Below are 18818 nucleotides of genomic sequence, written 5' to 3' on the forward strand. Positions count from 1 at the left end.
AGATTCCACCTCGCGATGGACACCCTTGCCCTTGGCTAGCGGTTCCGACTACTACGGCCCGCAGTGGACTTTCACCACCAAGTTGGCGCCCATGCCGGGCGCACCAAAAAAGCACCCTGCAAACTGCAGGATGCTCAATGTCCGCCGGGCTAGACCCGCCGAAATGAAAGACTAGTCGATCGCCTTAACGTTGTAGAAGGACTTGCGGCCCTTGTACGCAGCAGACTTGCCGAGTTCGTCTTCGATCCGCATCAGCTGGTTGTACTTCGCGATGCGATCGGTCCGGCTCATCGAGCCAGTCTTGATCTCGCCGGCGTTGGTTGCAACAACCAGGTCAGCAATGGTCGTATCTTCGGTTTCACCGGAACGGTGGGAAACAACGGCGGTGTAGCCGGCTTCCTTAGCCATTTCGATCGCTTCGAATGTTTCGGTCAGCGTCCCGATCTGGTTGAGCTTGATCAGGATGGAGTTGGCAACGCCCATGTCGATCCCCTTCTTCAGGTAATCGGTGTTGGTAACGAACAGATCGTCGCCGACGATTTGAACCTTGTCGCCAAGCTTGGCAGTGAACTTCTGCCAGCCTTCCCAGTCGTTTTCGTCGATTGGATCTTCGACTGAAACGATCGGGTACTTGTCGATGTACTTCGCCAGCAGATCGATGAATTCGTCGGTCGTGTAGGAGGTATCAGGATCAGACCACTTCAGGGTGTACTTCTTAGTCTCTGGGTCGTAGAACTCAGACGAAGCAACGTCAAAGGCGATGGCAACGTCTTCGCCCGGCTTGTAGCCGGCCTTCTGGATAGCTTCAACGAGCAGCTCAAAGGCTTCCTCGTTGTCCTTCAGGTTAGGCGCAAAGCCACCTTCGTCGCCGACGGAAGTGATGTCGCCCTTCGCCTTCAGCTCTGCTTGCAGGGCGTGGAAGGTTTCAGAACCCATGCGGATCGCTTCGCGCATGGACTTGGCACCAACAGGCATGATCATGAATTCCTGGAAGTCAACGGTATTCGTGGAGTGCGCGCCACCATTGAGGACATTCATCATCGGTGTTGGCATCACGTGTGCGTTCGGGCCGCCAAGGTACTGGTACAGCGGCAGACCAACTTCAGAGGCAGCAGCACGGGCGGCAGCCAGGGAAACACCGAGAATGGCGTTGGCGCCAAGCTTGCCCTTATTCGGGGTGCCGTCGAGGTCGATCATGGTCTGGTCGATCAGGCGCTGCTCAGTGGCATCCAAGCCGATAACGGCCTTGGAAATCACGTCGTTCACGTTGGCAACAGCCTTCAAAACGCCTTTGCCGCCAAAACGGGACTTGTCGCCGTCGCGCAGTTCAACGGCTTCGTGTTCACCGGTGGAAGCACCTGACGGAACAAGCGCACGGCCGAAGCCGCCATCTTCCGTATAAAGTTCAACTTCAACAGTCGGGTTGCCACGAGAGTCGAGGACTTCGCGAGCCAAAACATCTGTAATAATAGACATATGTTTTCTCCTTTTTGTGCCTGATACAGGCAGGTTTTATCGTAATTAGTTTACCACAGAAAAGCTGTGGGATTAGTCTTGGTAGTTGGCCAAGGCCACGAAACTATCCGGATCCATCGATGCGCCGCCAACCAGGCCGCCATCGATGTCAGGCTTAGCCATCAATTCCTTGACGTTGGCTGGCTTGACCGAACCACCGTAAAGAATGCGAACAGCGTCTGCCGTTGCCGCATCATACAGCTTGGCAACAATTGAGCGGATGTGCGCAACGACTTCTTGCGCCTGATCAGCAGAGGCGGTCTTGCCAGTGCCGATGGCCCAGATTGGCTCGTAGGCGATCACGCTGTTTTTAACGTCTGAAGCGGAGATGCCGGCCAAAGCTGCTTCAACTTGAGAAGCCACCCAGTCGTTGGTCTGACCAGCTTCACGCTGTTCAAGACTTTCACCGCAGCAGATGATCGGCAGCAGGCCGTTTTTCAAGATGGCCTTGGCCTTCTTGTTGATGTCCTGGTCAGTTTCGTGGAAGTAGCCGCGGCGTTCGCTGTGGCCAATCACGACATAGTCCAGGCCCATCTCTTTCAGGGCTTTCGGGCTGGTTTCGCCGGTGAAGGCACCTGCGTCTTCGAAGTAGCAGTTTTCTGCCGCGGTCTGAAGCGGAGTGCCCTTGGCGCCAGCAACCAGGGTGCTCAGATCAATTGCCGGTGCGGCAATCACGGTCTGAACCTTGCTGGATTCTGGTAATTTACCTTTAACGCCGTTCAGAAATGCTTGTGTTTCTTCCGGGTTCTTGTTCATTTTCCAGTTCCCGGCCATGATAGGTGTGCGCATAATTAACTTCCTTTCAGAATTGAAACTTACTTGTCGGAAATTGCCGCGATGCCTGGCAGAGTCTTACCTTCCAGGTATTCAAGGCTTGCGCCACCGCCAGTGGAAATGTGGGTGATCTTTGGTGCGATACCAAGCTGCTTAGCCGCAGCAGTCGAATCGCCGCCACCGATAATCGTGGTTGCGTCTTTCAAATCACCAAGCGCAGTCCCAACTTCCAGGGTACCCTTGGCGTAATTAGGCATTTCGAATACACCCATTGGGCCGTTCCAAACGACCGTCTTGGCACCCTTCAGGGCATCCTTGATGTCCTGAACGGACTTTGGCCCGATATCCAAGGCCATGTAGCCATCAGGAATCGCACCTTCAACAACTTTGTGAGGGGCGTCGTTCGAGAACTCCGTAGCCACCACGTTGTCAACTGGCAGCAAAAGCTTGTCGCCAGCTTCGTCCATGATCTGCTTGGCCAGGTCGATTTTATCCTTTTCAACCAGTGACTTACCGATTGACAGGCCCTTAGCAGCGTAGAAGGTATAAGTCATCCCGCCGCCAACAATGATCTTGTCAGCCTTCGGTACCAGGTTGCGGATCACACCGATCTTGTCAGAGACCTTCGCGCCACCCAAGATGGCAACAAATGGGCGCTTTGGGTTTTGAACAGCGTCGCCCAAGAACTTGATTTCCTTTTCCATCAAGAAGCCGGCAGCAGCCTGAGGCATGTTGGACGCAATGCCGACGTTGGAGGCGTGGGAACGGTGAGCGGTCCCGAAGGCGTCATTGACGAACAGGTCACCCAGCGATGCCCAGTACTTGCCAAGTTCTGGATCGTTGCCGGATTCTTTCTTACCGTCAAGGTCTTCGAAGCGCGTGTTCTCCATCACGAGAACGTCGCCGTCGTTCATCTTGGCAATCGCATCTTCAAGCTCCTTGCCACGGGTGGCAGGAACGAAGGTGACCGGCTTCTTCAGCAGTTCAGAAAGACGCTCTGCAACTGGACGCAGGCTCAACTTAGCCTTATCCTCTTCGGTCTTAACCCGGCCCAAGTGGGACAGCAGAATTGCCTTGCCGCCGTTATCGATCACGTACTGGATCGTCGGCAAAGCAGCCACGATACGGTTGTCATCACCGATGACACCGTCTTTGATCGGCACGTTGAAATCAACGCGGATCAGGACTTTTTTGTCCTTCACGTCTAGATCAGAAACGATCAATTTAGCCATTGAATAAAACCCTCCTAAAATGTTGGAATGCTGAGCGCACACCCACCTGGTCCCAAGCGGACTAGGTTTGCCCTGCCAAACAGCGTGTTTGGTACGGCAAGCCCAGCCCGTCAAGGCCAGGGATGTGCGAGTGCTTTTGCACATGTTGTCATAAAAAGAAGGCGGAGGGAGATACTCCCTCCGCCCCCTTCATAACGGTTGAAATTAGCTAATGCTCTAAGGTTTTAAATTAGAGAGTGGCGAACTTCAGCAGGGTACGAATCATCTGGCAAGTGAAGCCATATTCGTTGTCGTACCAAGCAACCGTCTTAACCAGCTGGTAGTCACCGGCGGTCGTAACTTCGGTCTGGGTAGGGTCGAAGATTGAGCCGTAGGTTGTGCCGATAACGTCGGACGAAACGATCTCGTCAGCGTTGTAGCCGAAGCTTGGGTTGCCATCGGTGTGCTTCTTGATCGCAGCGTTAACCTGATCAGCCGTCACGTTCTTGGTCTTCAGGATGGAAACCAATTCGGTCAGGGAACCGTCAACAACGGAGACACGCTGTGCGTGGCCCTGAAGCTTGCCGTTCAGTTCTGGGATAACGATGCCGATAGCCTTAGCCGCACCAGTTGAGTGAGGGATGGTGTTAACAGCAGCAGAACGCGCAGCGCGCAGGTTGCCACCGCGAACAGGGCCGTCAAGCAGCATCTGAGTGGAGGTGTAAGCGTGAACCGTTGTCATGGTACCAACTTCGATGCCGAATTCCTTGTTCAGGAAGTAAGCCATTGGTGCCAGGCAGTTGGTCGTGCAAGAACCGGCGGAAACGATCTTGTCGTCAGCGTCCAAGGTGTCATCGTTTACGTTGTAAACGATGGTCTTGATCTTGCCAGCAGGTGCGGAAATCAGAACACGTTCTGCGCCGGCATCCAAGTGAGCCTGAGCCTTTTCAGCTGAGGTGTAGAAGCCTGTGCATTCGAGAACGTACTGAACGCCGTCGTTCTTAACCCAAGGAATGTTCTGAGCCTGAGGTTCAGCATAAACACGGTATTCCTTGCCGTTAACAACGATACCGTTGTCGGTAGCGCTGACTTCACCAGGGAAAGTGCCGTGAGTTGAGTCATACTTCAGCAGGTGAGCCAACATCGCTGGGCTGGTCAGATCGTTGATGGCAACAACTTCAATATCGTTGCTCTTGGCACCTAATTCAAAGATGCGACGGAAGGCCAAACGACCGATACGGCCAAAACCATTGATACCAATTTTAACAGTCATGCTAAAATTTCCTCCTTTAGGAAATAAGAGTTTTATTCTAACGGGTTTCCCCAGTTAAAATCGCATTTGAGGCGCCGACGTCCGTGATGAGCCACGTCCGACTCGGCGCATTTTTCATATATGCTGCGATTGCCTTGGCCTTGGAGCGGCCGCCGGCAACTGCAAACACATATGGGATATGATCAAGATCCGGAATCTGTAACCCAATTCTTGGGATCTTGTAGATGACCTTGCCGCTCGCATCGAAAAACGTGCCAAAAGTTTCTGAAACTGCATGCTGTTCGGTGAGCTCGGCAATGGCCTCAGGAGACATCGATCGACGCTTGGCCATGATCAATGCATCTCCTATACTATGAATCACAACCTGGGCATTGTCAATTAATTGGAGCACCTCACGGACCGCCGGCTCTTGGAGCAGTGGCTGGTAAGTTTTCGCGCTGACATTTTCAGGAATGTACAGCACGCGGTACTTACTATCCGTTGCTTCTGCCATGCTGGCGGCAACCGAATTGGCTTGAATTGCCACCGCCTCGCCGACGCCGCCGCGTGCTGGCACAAAGGTTAACTCGCGGCCTGCAGACAGCTTATACGTCATCTGCTGGGCCACGCGCGCCATTGTCGTGCCGCCCATGACCGCAATGGTCAACTGGCCGCTGGGCAGGATCAGCTGGAGAGTGGAGTTTAACTCCTTCCCCATCTCGTCCAAGACCCGGCTGCTTTGATCCGCGTCACCGCTGACAATCAGGCAGTGCTCAATGCCAAGCTTTTCGGCAAGGTGCTTCTCGTCTTCCTTGAACCCCAGCAGCCGATTCATGAACTGCTCCAAGCCTTGGAAAACTTCGATACCCTGGCTGGTAAGGACCATGCCAGACTTTGAGCTTTCAATCAGGCCTTGCTTACGCAGAAACTCGGTTTCCGTGCGCAGAACTCGTTCGCTCAGCTTCATCTGCTCAGCAAGCGCCCGTCTACCGACCGGCGACATCCAGCTGATGAATTGCAAGATCTGATAGCGTTGCGTAATCACGCCCATGAAATCAGGCGCGATTGCTTCGATCCAAGCGAACTCAGAATGCATAGCTCATTGTCCTTTTCGTGGGTCGTTTGGCGTCCTACCGTGCCACATGGTGACCCAGTAGTAGCAAAAAATTTTGGGACCCCAGACACACCGGATCTCCCTTACCAACGCTTTCTATTATAGCCACCTGCTGAAAACGGTGCAAGGGATTTGCCTAAAAGCCGAAAACTCTTCCAATTTTGGAAGAATCTATGCCGAGCCTGCGCATATTTTCGGAAAGAAACCGTTCTCTAATTTGGGGACGGGGTTTTCAAAACTGGTCATTCGGATGAGTTCTCACCTATTTTTCATCAAAAAAGCACCCGCGCAAATGCGCGAGTGCTCGATTTCAGGATTACTTCTGGTCGGCCTTCGAGGTCAAAATATCATCGATTAAGCCGTAATCCTTGGCTTCCTGAGCGGTCATATAGTTATCGCGCTCCGTATCCTTCTTGATTTTGGCTTCCGTCTGACCAGTGGCGTCAGACAGGATCTTATTCAGCTTCTTGCGCGACTTCAAAATCTCCTCAGCGGCGATCTCAATCTCGGTCTGCTGGCCTTGGGCACCGCCAGACGGCTGGTGGATCAGAATTTCAGAGTTAGGCAGCGCAAACCGCTTGCCCTTCGCCCCACCGGCGAGCAGCACCGACGCCATCGATGCAGCCATGCCGATCGCGATCGTTTGCACATCGGCGTGAATCAAGTTCATCGTGTCCAGCATCGCCAGGCCGGAGGTGATCACACCACCAGGACTGTTGATGTACAGGTAAATATCTTTATCAGGGTCTTGTGCGTCGAGGAACAGAAGCTGCGCAATGACGGAGTTTGCAACCTGGTCATTGATTTCCCCGGACAGCATGATGATCCGGTCTTTAAGCAAGCGGGAGTAGATATCATAAGAACGCTCGCCGCGGCTGGTTTGTTCAATCACTGTCGGAACTAACATAGCGGAACCTCCTAACGAGTATTAGCACTCTTCTAAGTACAGTGCCAAGCTTAGCACTAACGTCAAAAAAGGTCAAAGACTTTGACCAACTTTTCGGGTCAGGGATAGTTTAGCATACTCACGCGCCTCGCGAGCCCTCAACCACCTGCTGCAGGCATTAAAAAAGGCGCCAACTAGTGGCGTCTTCCTTGAATGCTGCGCAGCCCGGGAGTCGAACCCGGATTTCGAGAACCGGAATCTCACGTGCGATCCATTACACTAACCGCGCAAGTACTCAATTATTTTACGGGAGCGCCGGCCAAAATGCAACCCTCAAGCCAAATTCAGGCCCGCGTTCACTGCAGCTTCTCGTCAGGGATGGCCGTCAGATGCTGATCGACCGTGTCAACCTGGCTCTTGATCGCTTCATACACTTTTTCCGGAAAATCCAGATAGGTCATGCATGAACCCACATGATCGTAAATCTCATCGCGCATGTCATTGGCCTTTTGGGTCAAACTGACATCCACCCGGCGCTCATCTTGCGCAGAGCGTTTGCGTGAGATCCAGCCGTCCTTTTCCATCCGCTTCATCAGCGGCGTCAAGGTCCCAGAATCCAGGTTCAGCGTCTGCCCGACTTCCTTGACCGACATCGTGCCGTGCTCGTAAAGCGACAGCAGCGTGATGTACTGCGGATAAGACAGCTTGTACTTGGCCAGCGCCTGCGAATAAAAGTGGTTAAATTGTTTTTGCGCTTTGTATATGGAAAAACACAGCTGTTCATTTAAACGGATCGGTTTAGTCATATGCTCGCCTCCAGTGACGTCATATCCATCTCTTCTATCGAGCTTATTGTAGACGATTTAATTAAGTAATGGAAGTGTCAACTTTCAGCCGCCTGCTGACTGCCTTCTGCGATCTGGTTCAATTTCCGCAACCGGTGATTGATGCCCGACTTCGAAATCACGCCGCTCGGCACCATTTCACCCAGCTCCTTCAACGACACATCAGGGTGCGCGAGCCGCAGCTCTGCGATTTCCCGCAGTTTGGGCGGCAGCCCTTCCAGCAGTCCCCGGTCTTTCAGGGCATTAATATTCTCAATCTGCCTTTGCGCTGCATCGATGGTTTTATTCAAGTTGGCAGTCTCGCAGTTCACCAGACGATTGACGGAGTTGCGCATGTCGCGGACAATCCGAACATCCTCGAATTTAAGCATGGCCGTGGTCGCACCGATCACCTGCAGAAAGTCCGCAATCTTTTCGGCCTCTTTGAGGTACACGATCCAACCGCTGCGCCGTTCAACAGTGCGGGCATTCAACCCAAAATCATTCATCATCTTCAGCACATCATCATTGTGGTCCTTGTACAGTGAATAGATTTCCAAGTGGTACCGGGACGTCTCCGGACTGTTGACTGAGCCGCCTGCAAGAAATGCCCCACGCAGATAAGAGCGCTCTCGCTGCGGCTCGTCCAGCACCTTTCGGGACACCGCAGTGCGGATCGACATGTCGCTTCCGTCCAGAATATCCAGATCTTCCAAAACGGCGTTCACCCCGGTGGTCAGGCGGACCACATACTGGTTGTTCTTCTTCAGCTTCATTTTGCGCCGAACAATCAGGTTGGCTTCGTGATGGTAGACCTGGCGGATCAGGCTGTAGATCCGGCGCGCGATCGCAGGATTCTCCGTTTGGACGTTGAGCACGAACTGGTGCGCCTGAATTGCCAACGTCCCGTTCATCCGAATCAGTGCCGACAGCTCCGCCTTCGCGTGTTCCGGGTGAACCTCCAGTTGGGTCAATTCCTTTTTAACCGTGCTAGCAAAACTGGCCATTCACTCACCGCTTTCTTTTTTTCATCGTGCCGACCTGAAAGGCCAGGTTCAAAATTTCGGACGCCACCTTGTCCCCGTCGTGGAAGACCCCACGGTCCCGCAACTTCAGAAAATCAGCTGAGATGACGCGGCAGCCTAAGTCTCGCAGGCCTTGGTAGTCCGGGCGCACTGGCACCAAGATCTCGTTGTACTTCTGGGCGTCCAGCGAATTCTTCGGCACCGGGGCAATGTTGACCAGCACTGTGTCGACAAAATTGGCCCCCAGATGCCGGTTCAGCACCCGCACGTGGTCGGCATCTGTGAAACGCTCGGTCTCGCCCTTTTGTGTCATGATGTTGACGACATAAATGACTTCCGCGCGGGTCTTGAGCACCGCTTGGCCCAAGTTCTTGATCATCAAGTTAGGCAGCACACTGGTAAACAGGCTCCCTGGCCCCATCACCACGACATCCGCCGCCAAAATCGCGTCGATCACCTGTGGCATGGCCTCAGGTTCTTGAGCGTCGTCGGTATCAGTGACCCATACGCGCTTAATGTGCTTGCCGGCGGCCGTGATTTCAGCCTCACCAGCGAGGGTCGTGCCATCGGTGAACTCAGCGTGAAGCGTCAGCGGCCGGTTGCTGGCGGGATAGACATGGCCATCGACCTTCATCATGGACGACAGGGTTTGAACGGCCTGAAAAATGCCCCCGCCCATTTCCGACAGCGCCGCGATGATCAAGTTGCCAATCGCATGGCCGGCAAAGAAACTGTCGCCGCTGTCAAAGCGGTACTGGAAGACCTGTTTCTCCAGCTCCGGCATGTCGGATAACGCCACCAGAACGTTGCGAATATCGCCCGGCGGCACCACGTTAATATAGTTGCGAATCACGCCGCTTGAGCCGCCATCATCGGCCACCGTGACGACCGCCGTGACATCGGCATTTTGTTCACGCAAACTCTTGACGATGACCGGCAGACCGGTCCCGCCGCCGATGACAACGACCTTGGGCCGCCGCCCGCGAATGACGCGGATCGTTTTGGTTTCATTTGGCATCATGAGCGGTTCACCGTCGCTTTCCGTTTGTTGACATCACGATGCGTAATATCGACCGGGTACCCGGCCGCCGCAAACGCCTTGCCGACCCGCTCCGTGAATGCCACACTGCGGTGCTGACCGCCAGTACAGCCGATCGCGATAGTCACACTGCTTTTGCCCTCTTGTTTGTACTGCGGCATAATGCTGGCCAGCATCGTGTAAAACTGCTGGTAAAACGTTTCCGCCGCCGGGTTATCCATCACGTAATCGTAGACTTCCTGATCGCGGCCGTCGCGGTTGCGAAACTTCTGCACGTAGTAGGGATTGGGCAAGAAACGCACATCCATCACGATATCGGCATCGATAGGCAAACCGTACTTGAAACCGAAGGACATCACTTCCAAGTGGAAGGTCGGATGATCGGCCGATTTGAAGATGACGAAGAGCTTTTCGCGCAGCTGCCGGGGAGAAAGGTTGGTCGTGTCGATTACCACCTGGGCGCGGTTGCGCAGTTCAGTCAGCAGGCTGCGCTCCTTTTTGATGCCGTCCATCAGGCGGCCTTCCTGCGCTAAGGGATGACTGCGGCGGGTCTCCTTGTACCGGGACACCAGCTCGGCATCCGTCGCGTCCAGAAACAGAATCTTGGTGGTGACAAACGACGTGTTGTCCAAGTTGGCCAGCATATCATTGATCTGGTCGTAAAAGGCGTGGCTGCGCAAGTCCACCACCAGCGCGATCTTGGTGATCTTGCCATTTTCCTTCATCAATTCCCAGAACTTTGGCAACAGCGCCGGGGGCATATTGTCGACGGTGAAGTAACCCAAGTCCTCAAATGATTGCATGGCGACGGTTTTGCCGGCGCCGGACATGCCGGTGATCACCACGAGATTCATCGTGTCTGCCATCCTATCCCTTCTTTCTTTGCCCATTGTAACATGCCGGGCGTGTCATCAACAGCCCTGGCGTTTCCAACTTTTCACGGCACGAAAAAAGCCGCCCCGCAGGACGGCCGCATGCTCAAATCTGACGCCGCGCAAAAGCGGTGAGGAGCGCGTTGATTCCAAGAATCAAAAAGGCAGTGGCGAGTAGGACAATCAGTCCGACTGCCGCGACCACCGGCTGCATGATCAGCAGCAAGCTGACCAGCACCGCGAACAGGTCGAGCACCAAGGTCAGGATAAACCAACCGGTCCCAGCGTCGCGCATGTGCCCGGCGTTGACCAAGTTGGCGATGCTGTCGACCAAAAACCATATGGCAAACAGGTATGCCAGCGTGATGGCCCCCGACTCAAGGTCAAACAGGAAGACCAGCCCCAGCAGTACGTCGAAAATTCCGGCAATCAAGCTGATCCATGCGAGGCCCCCAGTCAGTGCCCGTAATTTAGAGAAGCTGGCCAGCGTGGCGATGCCGCGAATGATGGCAACCAGCGCGAACAGGAAGGTCAATGTCGCCATCGTTGCGCCTGGGTGATTCACGACCACGATTGCCGCCAAGATCAAAGCAATCCCAGTGAAGAGCTCGCCCCAGTCAAAACCAAAGTGTGTCTGTCTAAACATAATTTGCCACCTCTTGCATTCATCATACCGACTCGGCTTTTAATGCACAAGGAAAACTCAGCACCAGGCAACAGGCTAGCGTGCCGTCTGTTTGGCTGCACGCGCTTTGTCCCGCGCTAAAATCGGGCCGAGATACTGCCCGGTATATGAAGCTTTGACCTTGGCCACTTGCTCAGGTGTGCCAGTGGCAATCACCTGACCGCCGCCGTCGCCACCTTCCGGCCCAAGATCGATCAGCCAGTCAGCGGTCTTGATGACGTCGAGGTTGTGCTCGATCACCAGGACCGTGTTGCCTTCATCGACCAGCCGCTGAAGGACATCCAAGAGCTTGCGAATGTCGTCTGTGTGCAGCCCGGTCGTCGGCTCATCCAGAATGTAGAAATTCCGCCCAGTCGAGATCTTCTGCAGCTCAGAGGCCAGCTTCATGCGCTGCGCCTCGCCACCAGACAGCGTCGTGGCACTTTGGCCCATCTGAACATACCCCAAACCAACATCGACGATAGTCTGCAGCTTGCGCGCGATCTTGGGAATTGCCGCAAAAAACTTCACCGCTTCGTCCACGGTCATGTTCAATACGTCGGCAATGCTCTTGCCCTTGTACGTCACTTCAAGTGTTTCAGAGTTGTAGCGCGTCCCGTGGCAGACCTCGCAAGGCACGTACACGTCCGGCAGGAAGTTCATTTCGATCTTGATAATGCCGTCGCCTTTGCAGTGCTCGCAGCGGCCGCCCTTGACGTTGAAGGAGAACCGGCCCTGGGTGTACCCACGCAGCTTCGCCTCATTGGTTTGTGCAAACAAGGCGCGAATATCATTGAAAACGCCAGTGTAAGTCGCCGGGTTGGAACGCGGCGTGCGGCCGATGGGGCTCTGATCGATATCGACCAGCTTCTCAATATTCTGCCAGCCCAGCACTTTATCGTACTTGCCTGGCTTTTCAGAATTGCGATACAGCTTTTGAGCCAAGGCGCGCTTCAAAATCGAGTTGACCAGCGTTGACTTGCCGGACCCGGATACCCCAGTGACGCCAATGAACTCGCCCAGGGGAAAGTCGACATTGATGTGTTTCAGGTTGTGCTCGGCGGCCCCAACGACTCGGATCACCTTGCCGTTGCCCGGCCGCCGGTGTTCGGGAACAGGGATAAACTTTTTCCCGGCCAGGTACTGACCGGTCAGCGACTTGCTGGAGCGCATCACCTGTTTCGGGGTGCCGGCCGCCATGATGTGGCCGCCGTTATCCCCGGCTCCGGGCCCGACGTCGATCAGGTAATCCGACGCCAGCATGGTGTCCTCGTCGTGTTCGACCACGATGAGGGTGTTGCCCAGATCGCGCATCTTCTTGAGCGAATTGATCAGTCGTGCGTTGTCGCGCTGATGCAGCCCAATTGAAGGCTCATCCAGAATGTAAAGCACGCCAGACAAGTTCGAGCCGATTTGTGTGGCCAGCCGGATGCGCTGTGCCTCGCCGCCGGACAGTGTGCCGGCGGAGCGCGACAGCGTCAGGTAGTCCAGGCCAACGTTCTCTAAGAACGTCAACCGGTCGTTGACCTCCTTCACGATGGGCTGAGCGATCACTTGCTGCGTCGGCGTCAGTTGAATGCTTTGGAAAAATGGCAGCGCGTGCTTAATTGACAGGTTCGAGGCGTCGGCAATGTCTTTGCCCGCGACTTTGACCGCCAAAGCTTGCCGGTTCAGCCGCTTGCCGTGGCACACAGGGCAGACCAACGCGGTCATGTACTGGCGCATCTGGTCGGAGCCAAACGGCGAGTTGTTGGCGTGGTAGCGCCGCTCAATGTTCGGCAGCACGCCCTCAAATGGGGCTGTCACATCCCGCACCCCGCCAAAGTCGGAGTCAGCATGAAAATGAAACGGCTTGCCATGGCTGCCGTTGAGCACAATGTCGCGCTGGCGGTCGGTCAGCTTGTTGAACGGCTTATCGATGGGGATCTTAAATGCCTGGCACGCCTGCTCCAACATGGCTGGATAATACGTGGAAGAAGCCGAATACCAGGCCGCAATAGCGCCTTGCTGAATCGACTTGGTCTGATCCGGCACGACCAGGTCAACGTCAACGGTCAGCTTTTCGCCTAAACCGTCACACTCGGGGCACGCCCCAAACGGTGCGTTGAACGAAAACAGCCGCGGCTCCAACACCCCAATGGTGAACCCGCACAGGGGACAAGCAAAATGCTCGGAGAAGACCAAGGGCTCCCCGCCGATCACGTCCACGTTGGCATACCCTTCAGACAGCCGCAGCGCCGCCTCGAACGAATCAAACAGGCGCGAGCGATTATCAGCATCCCCGTGCTTGACCACGATCCGGTCGATCACAATATCAATGTCGTGATTCTTGTTTTTGTCCAGTTCTACGTCGGCGTTAGCGTCCATGATCTCACCATCGACGCGCATCCGCACGTAGCCTTCACGCACAATTTTTTCCAGGACCTTCTTGTGTGAGCCCTTTTTGCGCCGGACTACTGGTGACAGAATCTGAATGCGACTCTGGTCTGGGAGCTTCTGCACGCGGTCAACCATTTGCTCAACGCTCTGGCTGGAGATCACGGTCCCGTCATTAGGACAGATTGGCGTGCCGATGCGCGCCCAGAGCAGCCGCAAGTAGTCGTTGATTTCCGTCACCGTGCCAACAGTGGACCGCGGGTTTTTTGAAGTGGTCTTCTGATCAATCGAAATCGCCGGGCTGAGGCCATCAATTGAGTCCACATCCGGCTTGTCCATTTGACCCAAAAACTGCCGGGCATACGCCGAGAGGCTCTCCACATACCGCCGCTGGCCTTCAGCGTACAGCGTGTCAAAAGCCAAACTGGACTTACCAGAGCCGCTCAGGCCCGTCATGACGACCAGTTTATTTTTGGGAATCGTCACGTCAATGTTCTTCAGGTTATGGGCTCTTGCCCCGTGGATCACAATTTTATCGTTCGCCATAAATCCTCACTTTTCTGCTTCCAATTCCAAAATCGTATCACGCAGCGTGGCCGCCTGCTCGAAGTCGAGCTTCTTGGCTGCGGCTTCCATCTGGGTCCGCAGGTTGCCGATCAGCTGCTTGCGGTCGGCCTTGCTCATGTCGTGCAAATCGACTTCCGCAAAGCTGCGGTCCTTGTCCGGATCCGCGTTGCCGCTGGTGTCCACCGCAGAAATCGCGTCCCGAATCGGTTTGACGATGGTCGTTGGGGTGATGTGGTGCTTCTTATTAAACGCCATCTGAATCGTGCGCCGGCGCTTGGTTTCATCGATCGCGCCCTTCATCGAATCCGTCACGGAATCCGCGTACATGATGACCTTCCCGTGCTCGTTGCGACTTGCGCGGCCAATGGTCTGGATCAGCGATCGCTCCGCGCGCAAGAAGCCTTCCTTATCCGCATCCAAGATCGCGATCAAAGACACTTCAGGCACATCGATCCCTTCGCGCAGCAGGTTGATGCCGACCAGCACGTCGTACTTGCCAAGCCGCAGGTCGCGGATAATCTGGGTCCGTTCTAGGGTTTTAATGTCCGAGTGCAGGTAAGCGACCTTGATGCCCTCTTCTTTCAGGTAATCAGTCAGATCCTCGGCCATTTTCTTGGTCAAAGTGGTCACAAAGACGCGCTCGTTGTGCTCGACGCGCTTATTGATTTCCGACGTCAAGTCATCGATTTGGCCCATGATCGGCCGTACTTCGATTTCAGGATCGAGCAGCCCGGTTGGCCGAATGATCTGCTCGGCGATGTCTTCTTTCGGCACGCGGTCCAGTTCGTAAGGGCCAGGGGTCGCGCTGACGTACAGGATCTGGTTGACGTGCTGCTCAAACTCGTTCAGCTTCAGCGGGCGGTTGTCCAGCGCGCTAGGCAGCCTAAACCCGTAATCAATCAGCGTCTGCTTGCGGGCGCGGTCGCCGTTGTACATGGCGCGCACCTGCGGCATGGTGACGTGGCTTTCATCGACCATGATCATGAAGTCTTTTGGGAAAAAGTCCAGCAACGTGTATGGCGGCTCGCCGGCCTTGCGTCCTTCCATATGGCGGGAGTAGTTCTCAATGCCGTTGGTGTAACCCATCTCCCGCAGCATCTCAATATCATAATTGGTCCGCTGCTCCAGGCGTTGAGCCTCAAGCAGCTTGCCCTGATCCTGCAACTCCTTCAGCCGCTGGGTCAGCTCCTTGGAAATACTTTCGATTCCTCGTTCCATGGCGTCGTCAGAGGTCATGAAGTGAGTCGCCGGGAAGATGGACACCTGCTCGCGTTCGCCCACGACTTCTCCAGTCAGGGCATCGACCTCGGTGATGCGATCCACTTCATCGCCGAAGAACTCAACGCGGATCGCGTGGTCGTCCCGGCTAGCCGGGAAAATTTCAACCACGTCGCCGCGAACGCGGAACCGGCCACGCTGAAAATCGATATCATTGCGCTCGAACTGAATGTCGACCAGTTGCCGCAGCAGCGTATTGCGGTCAATTTCCATGCCTTTGCGAATCGACAAGACGTGGTCGCGGTACTCGGTTGGCGACCCCAACCCGAAGATGGAGGACACCGAAGCCACGACGATCACATCATTGCGCTCAAGCAAAGCCGCCGTTGCGCTGTGGCGCAACTTATCGATTTCGTCGTTGATCGCCGAGTCTTTTTCGATGTACGTGTCTGAACTTGGCACATAGGCTTCCGGCTGATAATAGTCATAGTACGAAACGAAGTACTCCACCGCATTGTGTGGGAAGAACTGCTTAAATTCGCCATAGAGCTGGCCGGCCAGCGTCTTGTTGTGCGACAAAATCAGGGTCGGCTTGTTCAAGTTGGCAATCACATTGCTCATTGTGAAAGTCTTCCCGGTCCCAGTGGCCCCCAGCAGGATCTGCTCTTTTTTGCCGTCTTTAAAACCCTTGGTCAGCTTGGCGATGGCTTCGGGTTGGTCTCCGGCCGGTGCATACGGTGAGACCAAGTCAAATTTCTTATCCGCGATTCGTGTGATCATCTGATTACCTCCAGTGGCCGACCGCCGCAGCGGGCGATTATCATGGGCCTGGCAACAAAAAAGTCGGAACCGAGATCCCAACTTTTGACTGACACTTATTATACCATAGCGAACAAATATTCGTGCTCGCGTTCTTTACTTTTTTGCCATCACCGAGCGGGTCAACTTCTTCAGCATGTCGCGATCGGCAAACTCCTCGTTCAACATATCAGGCAAGATCTCTTTGAGAAAATACTGGACGCTTGGCCGCGCCTCAAAGCTCATGATGACGCTCAAGCTTTCCGTGTAAATATTGACGAACACGCGCTCAGGGTTGCCCTTTTCAATTTCGCCGAAGGATTCGTAAAGCAGGTCGACCTTGTCAGAAATGCTAAGGATTTGCCCTTCCAGCGTCTCATCTTTGCCCTCACCCAGTCGGCGGCGGTAGATGTCCTGGTATTCGGCCGGAATCTCGTTTTGAATAAAGTTTTCAGTCATCGATTCTTCAACATCGGCCAGCATCTCGCGCAAGGCTGGTGTGGCATACTTGACCGGCGTCTTGATGTCGCCGATGAAGCGCTCCGTGTAATCGTGGTTCAAGGCTTTTTCGTACAACATCTGCCAGTTGACCTGATTCCCGGCGTGCTCTTCGATGTCGCCCAGCATCTGGGCAATCTCGGCCACCTTGAACGAGTGCGCGGCCACGCTGTGCTCAGCGTACTTGAAGAAGCCCGGCGCGCGGCGCAGCGTCTCTAAATTACCTAACCCCTGGATGTACTGATGCATGCCCATGATGCAGCCCCCTGACGTAAATTTTGAACAGCTTACCACGCCGGCCGCCAGGATTCAACCCCGCTCAGCGTCGCGAATCAAAAAGGACCTCCCGAAGAGGTCCTCATGATGATTACGAATTCTTGAAAGCAGTCAAGGCGTCCTCAAAGGCGGCCAGCTTCTTGTCGGCAGCGTCTTTGGAATCGGCGACTGTGCCGACGTAGAACTTGACCTTGGGCTCCGTCCCGGATGGCCGAATCGCGATCCACGTGCCATCGGCCAGAATATACTTCAGCACATCAGACACTGGCATGGCAATCGGACTCACATTGCCGGACGCATCTGTGGTTTGCTGAAGCTTGTAATCTTCGGTCGAAACCACCTTGACGCCGGCAAACTCGGCCGGGCTTTCCTCACGGAACTTGGTCATCAAAGCGGCCATTTCCTTCGGGCCCTCAAGGCCTGGGAAGTCCAAGCCCACGGTCTTTTCGGCAAAGTGACCGTAGCGGTCGTACAGGGCTTGAATGCCATCCCACAACGTCTTGCCCTGGGCCTTGTAATACGCGGCGACTTCCGCGAGCAGCACAGTCGACTGAATCGCATCCTTATCGCGGACAAACGGCTTGATCAAGTAGCCATAGCTCTCCTCAAACCCGAACAGAAACTCATGACTACCGGTTTCCTCGTACTGCTTGATTTGATCGCCGATAAACTTAAAGCCAGTTTCAACGTTGATCATCTCAACGCCATAATCCTTCGCAATGGCTGTTGCCAGCTCTGTCGACACGATTGACTTGACCACCGCGCCGTTGGCCGGCAAAGTGCCCGCCTGCTTGCGTGCCTCCAGAATGTAGTGAAGCAGTAAACTGGCGATTTGATTGCCGGTCAGCAGCTGATAGCTGCTGCCGGTCCACACTGCGGTGCCGAGGCGATCGGCATCCGGATCCGTGGCAATCAGGACATCCGCGTGGCTCTTTTTACCCATTTCAATGGCCAAGTCAAACGTCTGCGGAAATTCCGGGTTGGGGAAGGGCGTGGTTGGGAACTCCGGGTCAGCGGTGGACTGCGGCAGCACGAGTTCGAAGTTTTCAAACCCGGCGTTGCGCAGCACCATCTGAGCGGGGATTCGGCCGGTGCCGTTCAACGGTGAGTAAATCAGGCTCATATCCTTGCCGACTGTCTTGACCAAGTCCGCGTTGATCGTCACGGTGCCAACGGCGCGGTAATAGGCCTCGTCCACGCCTTCGCCGATGATATGCATCAGGTCCTTCGCCCGCAGTTGATGAACATCCATCACCTTGACCCCGAACAGGTCCGTGACACTCCGGACGTACGCCGTGATCTTGTCGGACTCTTCCGGCGGCATTTGACCGCCATCCGGGCCGTAGATCTTGTAGCCGTTGTACTGCTTTGGGTTGTGGCTGGCCGTGATCATGATGCCGGCGTAAGTCTTCAGTTCACGCACCGCAAAAGACAGCTCCGGTGTCGGGCGCAAGCTGTCGAATACAAAACTTGGGATCTCATGCTCGCCTAGGACCGCCGCGGCCTCAAGGGCAAATTGCTGGCTCATGTAACGGGAGTCGAACGAAATGGCCACCCCTTGCGCCTTTTGCGCGGTGGGCAAGGTGTCCATAAACCGCGCCAGGCCCTCAGTCGCCTGCCGCACCGTGTAAATGTTCATCCGGTTGATGCCGGCCCCGATAATGCCGCGCATCCCCGCCGTGCCAAAACTCATCGGCGCCGTGAAGGCCTCTTCCTGCGTAGTCTCATCCATTGTTTGCAGCTCAGTTTTGAGCGCTGCATCCAGGGTGGGCTCGTTTAGCCACGCCTGGTAGTTTTCCTTATATCCCATGTGATCAGCTCCTGTCTTTTATTCAGGCTGCGATTGACACGCCTATTGTAACCCCGAACCACGAATAAAGCGCGCGCAAACGCCTCCTCAAGCACTTCG

15 protein-coding genes and 1 tRNA gene are annotated in these 18818 nt (G+C 54.9%); all 16 read right to left on the reverse strand.

Features of this window, described 5'->3' with window-relative positions; all coding sequences use genetic code 11:
* Positions 1–171: 171 nt before the first annotated feature.
* Positions 172–1476: a phosphopyruvate hydratase gene (gene eno / locus EKM86_RS02780; RefSeq protein ID WP_125754998.1), complete on the reverse strand. Its 1305-nt coding sequence runs from the start codon at positions 1474–1476 to the stop codon at positions 172–174.
* A gap of 72 nt (positions 1477–1548) precedes the next feature.
* Positions 1549–2304, reverse strand: a complete 756-nt coding sequence (tpiA, locus tag EKM86_RS02785) for a triose-phosphate isomerase (protein ID WP_125754999.1) — start codon at positions 2302–2304, stop codon at positions 1549–1551.
* Positions 2305–2330: 26 nt separating this feature from the next.
* Positions 2331–3521 carry a phosphoglycerate kinase gene (locus EKM86_RS02790; RefSeq protein WP_125755000.1) on the reverse strand — a complete coding sequence of 397 codons (1191 nt, stop codon included), beginning with the start codon at positions 3519–3521 and terminating at the stop codon, positions 2331–2333.
* A 229-nt stretch (positions 3522–3750) separates the two neighbouring features.
* Positions 3751–4773 (reverse strand): type I glyceraldehyde-3-phosphate dehydrogenase, encoded by a 1023-nt coding sequence (gene gap / locus EKM86_RS02795; protein ID WP_125755001.1) that lies wholly within the window; start codon positions 4771–4773, stop codon positions 3751–3753.
* Positions 4774–4810: 37 nt separating this feature from the next.
* Complete coding sequence (locus EKM86_RS02800) at positions 4811–5848, reverse strand: sugar-binding transcriptional regulator (protein WP_125755002.1); 1038 nt, start codon at positions 5846–5848, stop codon at positions 4811–4813.
* A gap of 334 nt (positions 5849–6182) precedes the next feature.
* Entirely contained in the window at positions 6183–6773 is a 591-nt protein-coding gene (gene clpP / locus EKM86_RS02805; RefSeq protein ID WP_056989759.1) for an ATP-dependent Clp endopeptidase proteolytic subunit ClpP, read from the reverse strand.
* Between the two features lie 196 nt (positions 6774–6969).
* Positions 6970–7041 (reverse strand) — tRNA-Arg (locus tag EKM86_RS02810).
* 67 nt (positions 7042–7108) lie between these two features.
* Positions 7109–7558, reverse strand: coding sequence for a MarR family winged helix-turn-helix transcriptional regulator (locus EKM86_RS02815; protein ID WP_125755003.1), 450 nt, complete (start codon positions 7556–7558; stop codon positions 7109–7111).
* A 77-nt stretch (positions 7559–7635) separates the two neighbouring features.
* Positions 7636–8583, reverse strand: a complete 948-nt coding sequence (whiA, locus tag EKM86_RS02820) for a DNA-binding protein WhiA (RefSeq protein ID WP_125755004.1) — start codon at positions 8581–8583, stop codon at positions 7636–7638.
* 4 nt (positions 8584–8587) lie between these two features.
* Complete coding sequence (locus EKM86_RS02825) at positions 8588–9619, reverse strand: gluconeogenesis factor YvcK family protein (RefSeq protein ID WP_125755075.1); 1032 nt, start codon at positions 9617–9619, stop codon at positions 8588–8590.
* On the reverse strand, positions 9619–10506 hold the full coding sequence (gene rapZ / locus EKM86_RS02830) for an RNase adapter RapZ (RefSeq protein ID WP_125755005.1): 888 nt from the start codon (positions 10504–10506) through the stop codon (positions 9619–9621). The genes EKM86_RS02825 and rapZ overlap by 1 nt, the downstream gene beginning before the upstream one ends.
* A gap of 112 nt (positions 10507–10618) precedes the next feature.
* A complete protein-coding gene (locus tag EKM86_RS02835; RefSeq protein WP_125755006.1) occupies positions 10619–11158 on the reverse strand; it encodes an HdeD family acid-resistance protein in 540 nt (179 codons plus the stop codon).
* A 75-nt stretch (positions 11159–11233) separates the two neighbouring features.
* Positions 11234–14098, reverse strand: a complete 2865-nt coding sequence (gene uvrA / locus EKM86_RS02840; RefSeq protein ID WP_125755007.1) for an excinuclease ABC subunit UvrA — start codon at positions 14096–14098, stop codon at positions 11234–11236.
* Positions 14099–14104: 6 nt separating this feature from the next.
* Positions 14105–16117, reverse strand: coding sequence for an excinuclease ABC subunit UvrB (gene uvrB, locus EKM86_RS02845; protein ID WP_125755008.1), 2013 nt, complete (start codon positions 16115–16117; stop codon positions 14105–14107).
* 135 nt (positions 16118–16252) lie between these two features.
* Positions 16253–16888 (reverse strand): YfbR-like 5'-deoxynucleotidase, encoded by a 636-nt coding sequence (locus EKM86_RS02850; RefSeq protein WP_125755009.1) that lies wholly within the window; start codon positions 16886–16888, stop codon positions 16253–16255.
* Between the two features lie 112 nt (positions 16889–17000).
* Complete coding sequence (locus EKM86_RS02855; protein WP_125755010.1) at positions 17001–18719, reverse strand: phospho-sugar mutase; 1719 nt, start codon at positions 18717–18719, stop codon at positions 17001–17003.
* Positions 18720–18818: the final 99 nt, after the last annotated feature.

It is taken from the genome of Lacticaseibacillus hegangensis, from assembly GCF_003946465.1.
Lineage (GTDB): Bacteria > Bacillota > Bacilli > Lactobacillales > Lactobacillaceae > Lacticaseibacillus > Lacticaseibacillus hegangensis.

Coding starts and splice junctions, on each gene's coding strand:
- EKM86_RS02855 (WP_125755010.1), bottom strand. CDS start 18,719: ATGGGATATAAGGAAAACTACCAGGCGTGGCTAAACGAGCCCACCCTG.
- EKM86_RS02800 (WP_125755002.1), bottom strand. CDS start 5,848: ATGCATTCTGAGTTCGCTTGGATCGAAGCAATCGCGCCTGATTTCATG.
- clpP (WP_056989759.1), bottom strand. CDS start 6,773: ATGTTAGTTCCGACAGTGATTGAACAAACCAGCCGCGGCGAGCGTTCT.
- whiA (WP_125755004.1), bottom strand. CDS start 8,583: ATGGCCAGTTTTGCTAGCACGGTTAAAAAGGAATTGACCCAACTGGAG.
- uvrA (WP_125755007.1), bottom strand. CDS start 14,098: ATGGCGAACGATAAAATTGTGATCCACGGGGCAAGAGCCCATAACCTG.
- uvrB (WP_125755008.1), bottom strand. CDS start 16,117: ATGATCACACGAATCGCGGATAAGAAATTTGACTTGGTCTCACCGTAT.
- EKM86_RS02835 (WP_125755006.1), bottom strand. CDS start 11,158: ATGTTTAGACAGACACACTTTGGTTTTGACTGGGGCGAGCTCTTCACT.
- gap (WP_125755001.1), bottom strand. CDS start 4,773: ATGACTGTTAAAATTGGTATCAATGGTTTTGGCCGTATCGGTCGTTTG.
- rapZ (WP_125755005.1), bottom strand. CDS start 10,506: ATGGCAGACACGATGAATCTCGTGGTGATCACCGGCATGTCCGGCGCC.
- EKM86_RS02815 (WP_125755003.1), bottom strand. CDS start 7,558: ATGACTAAACCGATCCGTTTAAATGAACAGCTGTGTTTTTCCATATAC.
- EKM86_RS02790 (WP_125755000.1), bottom strand. CDS start 3,521: ATGGCTAAATTGATCGTTTCTGATCTAGACGTGAAGGACAAAAAAGTC.
- eno (WP_125754998.1), bottom strand. CDS start 1,476: ATGTCTATTATTACAGATGTTTTGGCTCGCGAAGTCCTCGACTCTCGT.
- tpiA (WP_125754999.1), bottom strand. CDS start 2,304: ATGCGCACACCTATCATGGCCGGGAACTGGAAAATGAACAAGAACCCG.
- EKM86_RS02825 (WP_125755075.1), bottom strand. CDS start 9,619: ATGCCAAATGAAACCAAAACGATCCGCGTCATTCGCGGGCGGCGGCCC.
- EKM86_RS02850 (WP_125755009.1), bottom strand. CDS start 16,888: ATGGGCATGCATCAGTACATCCAGGGGTTAGGTAATTTAGAGACGCTG.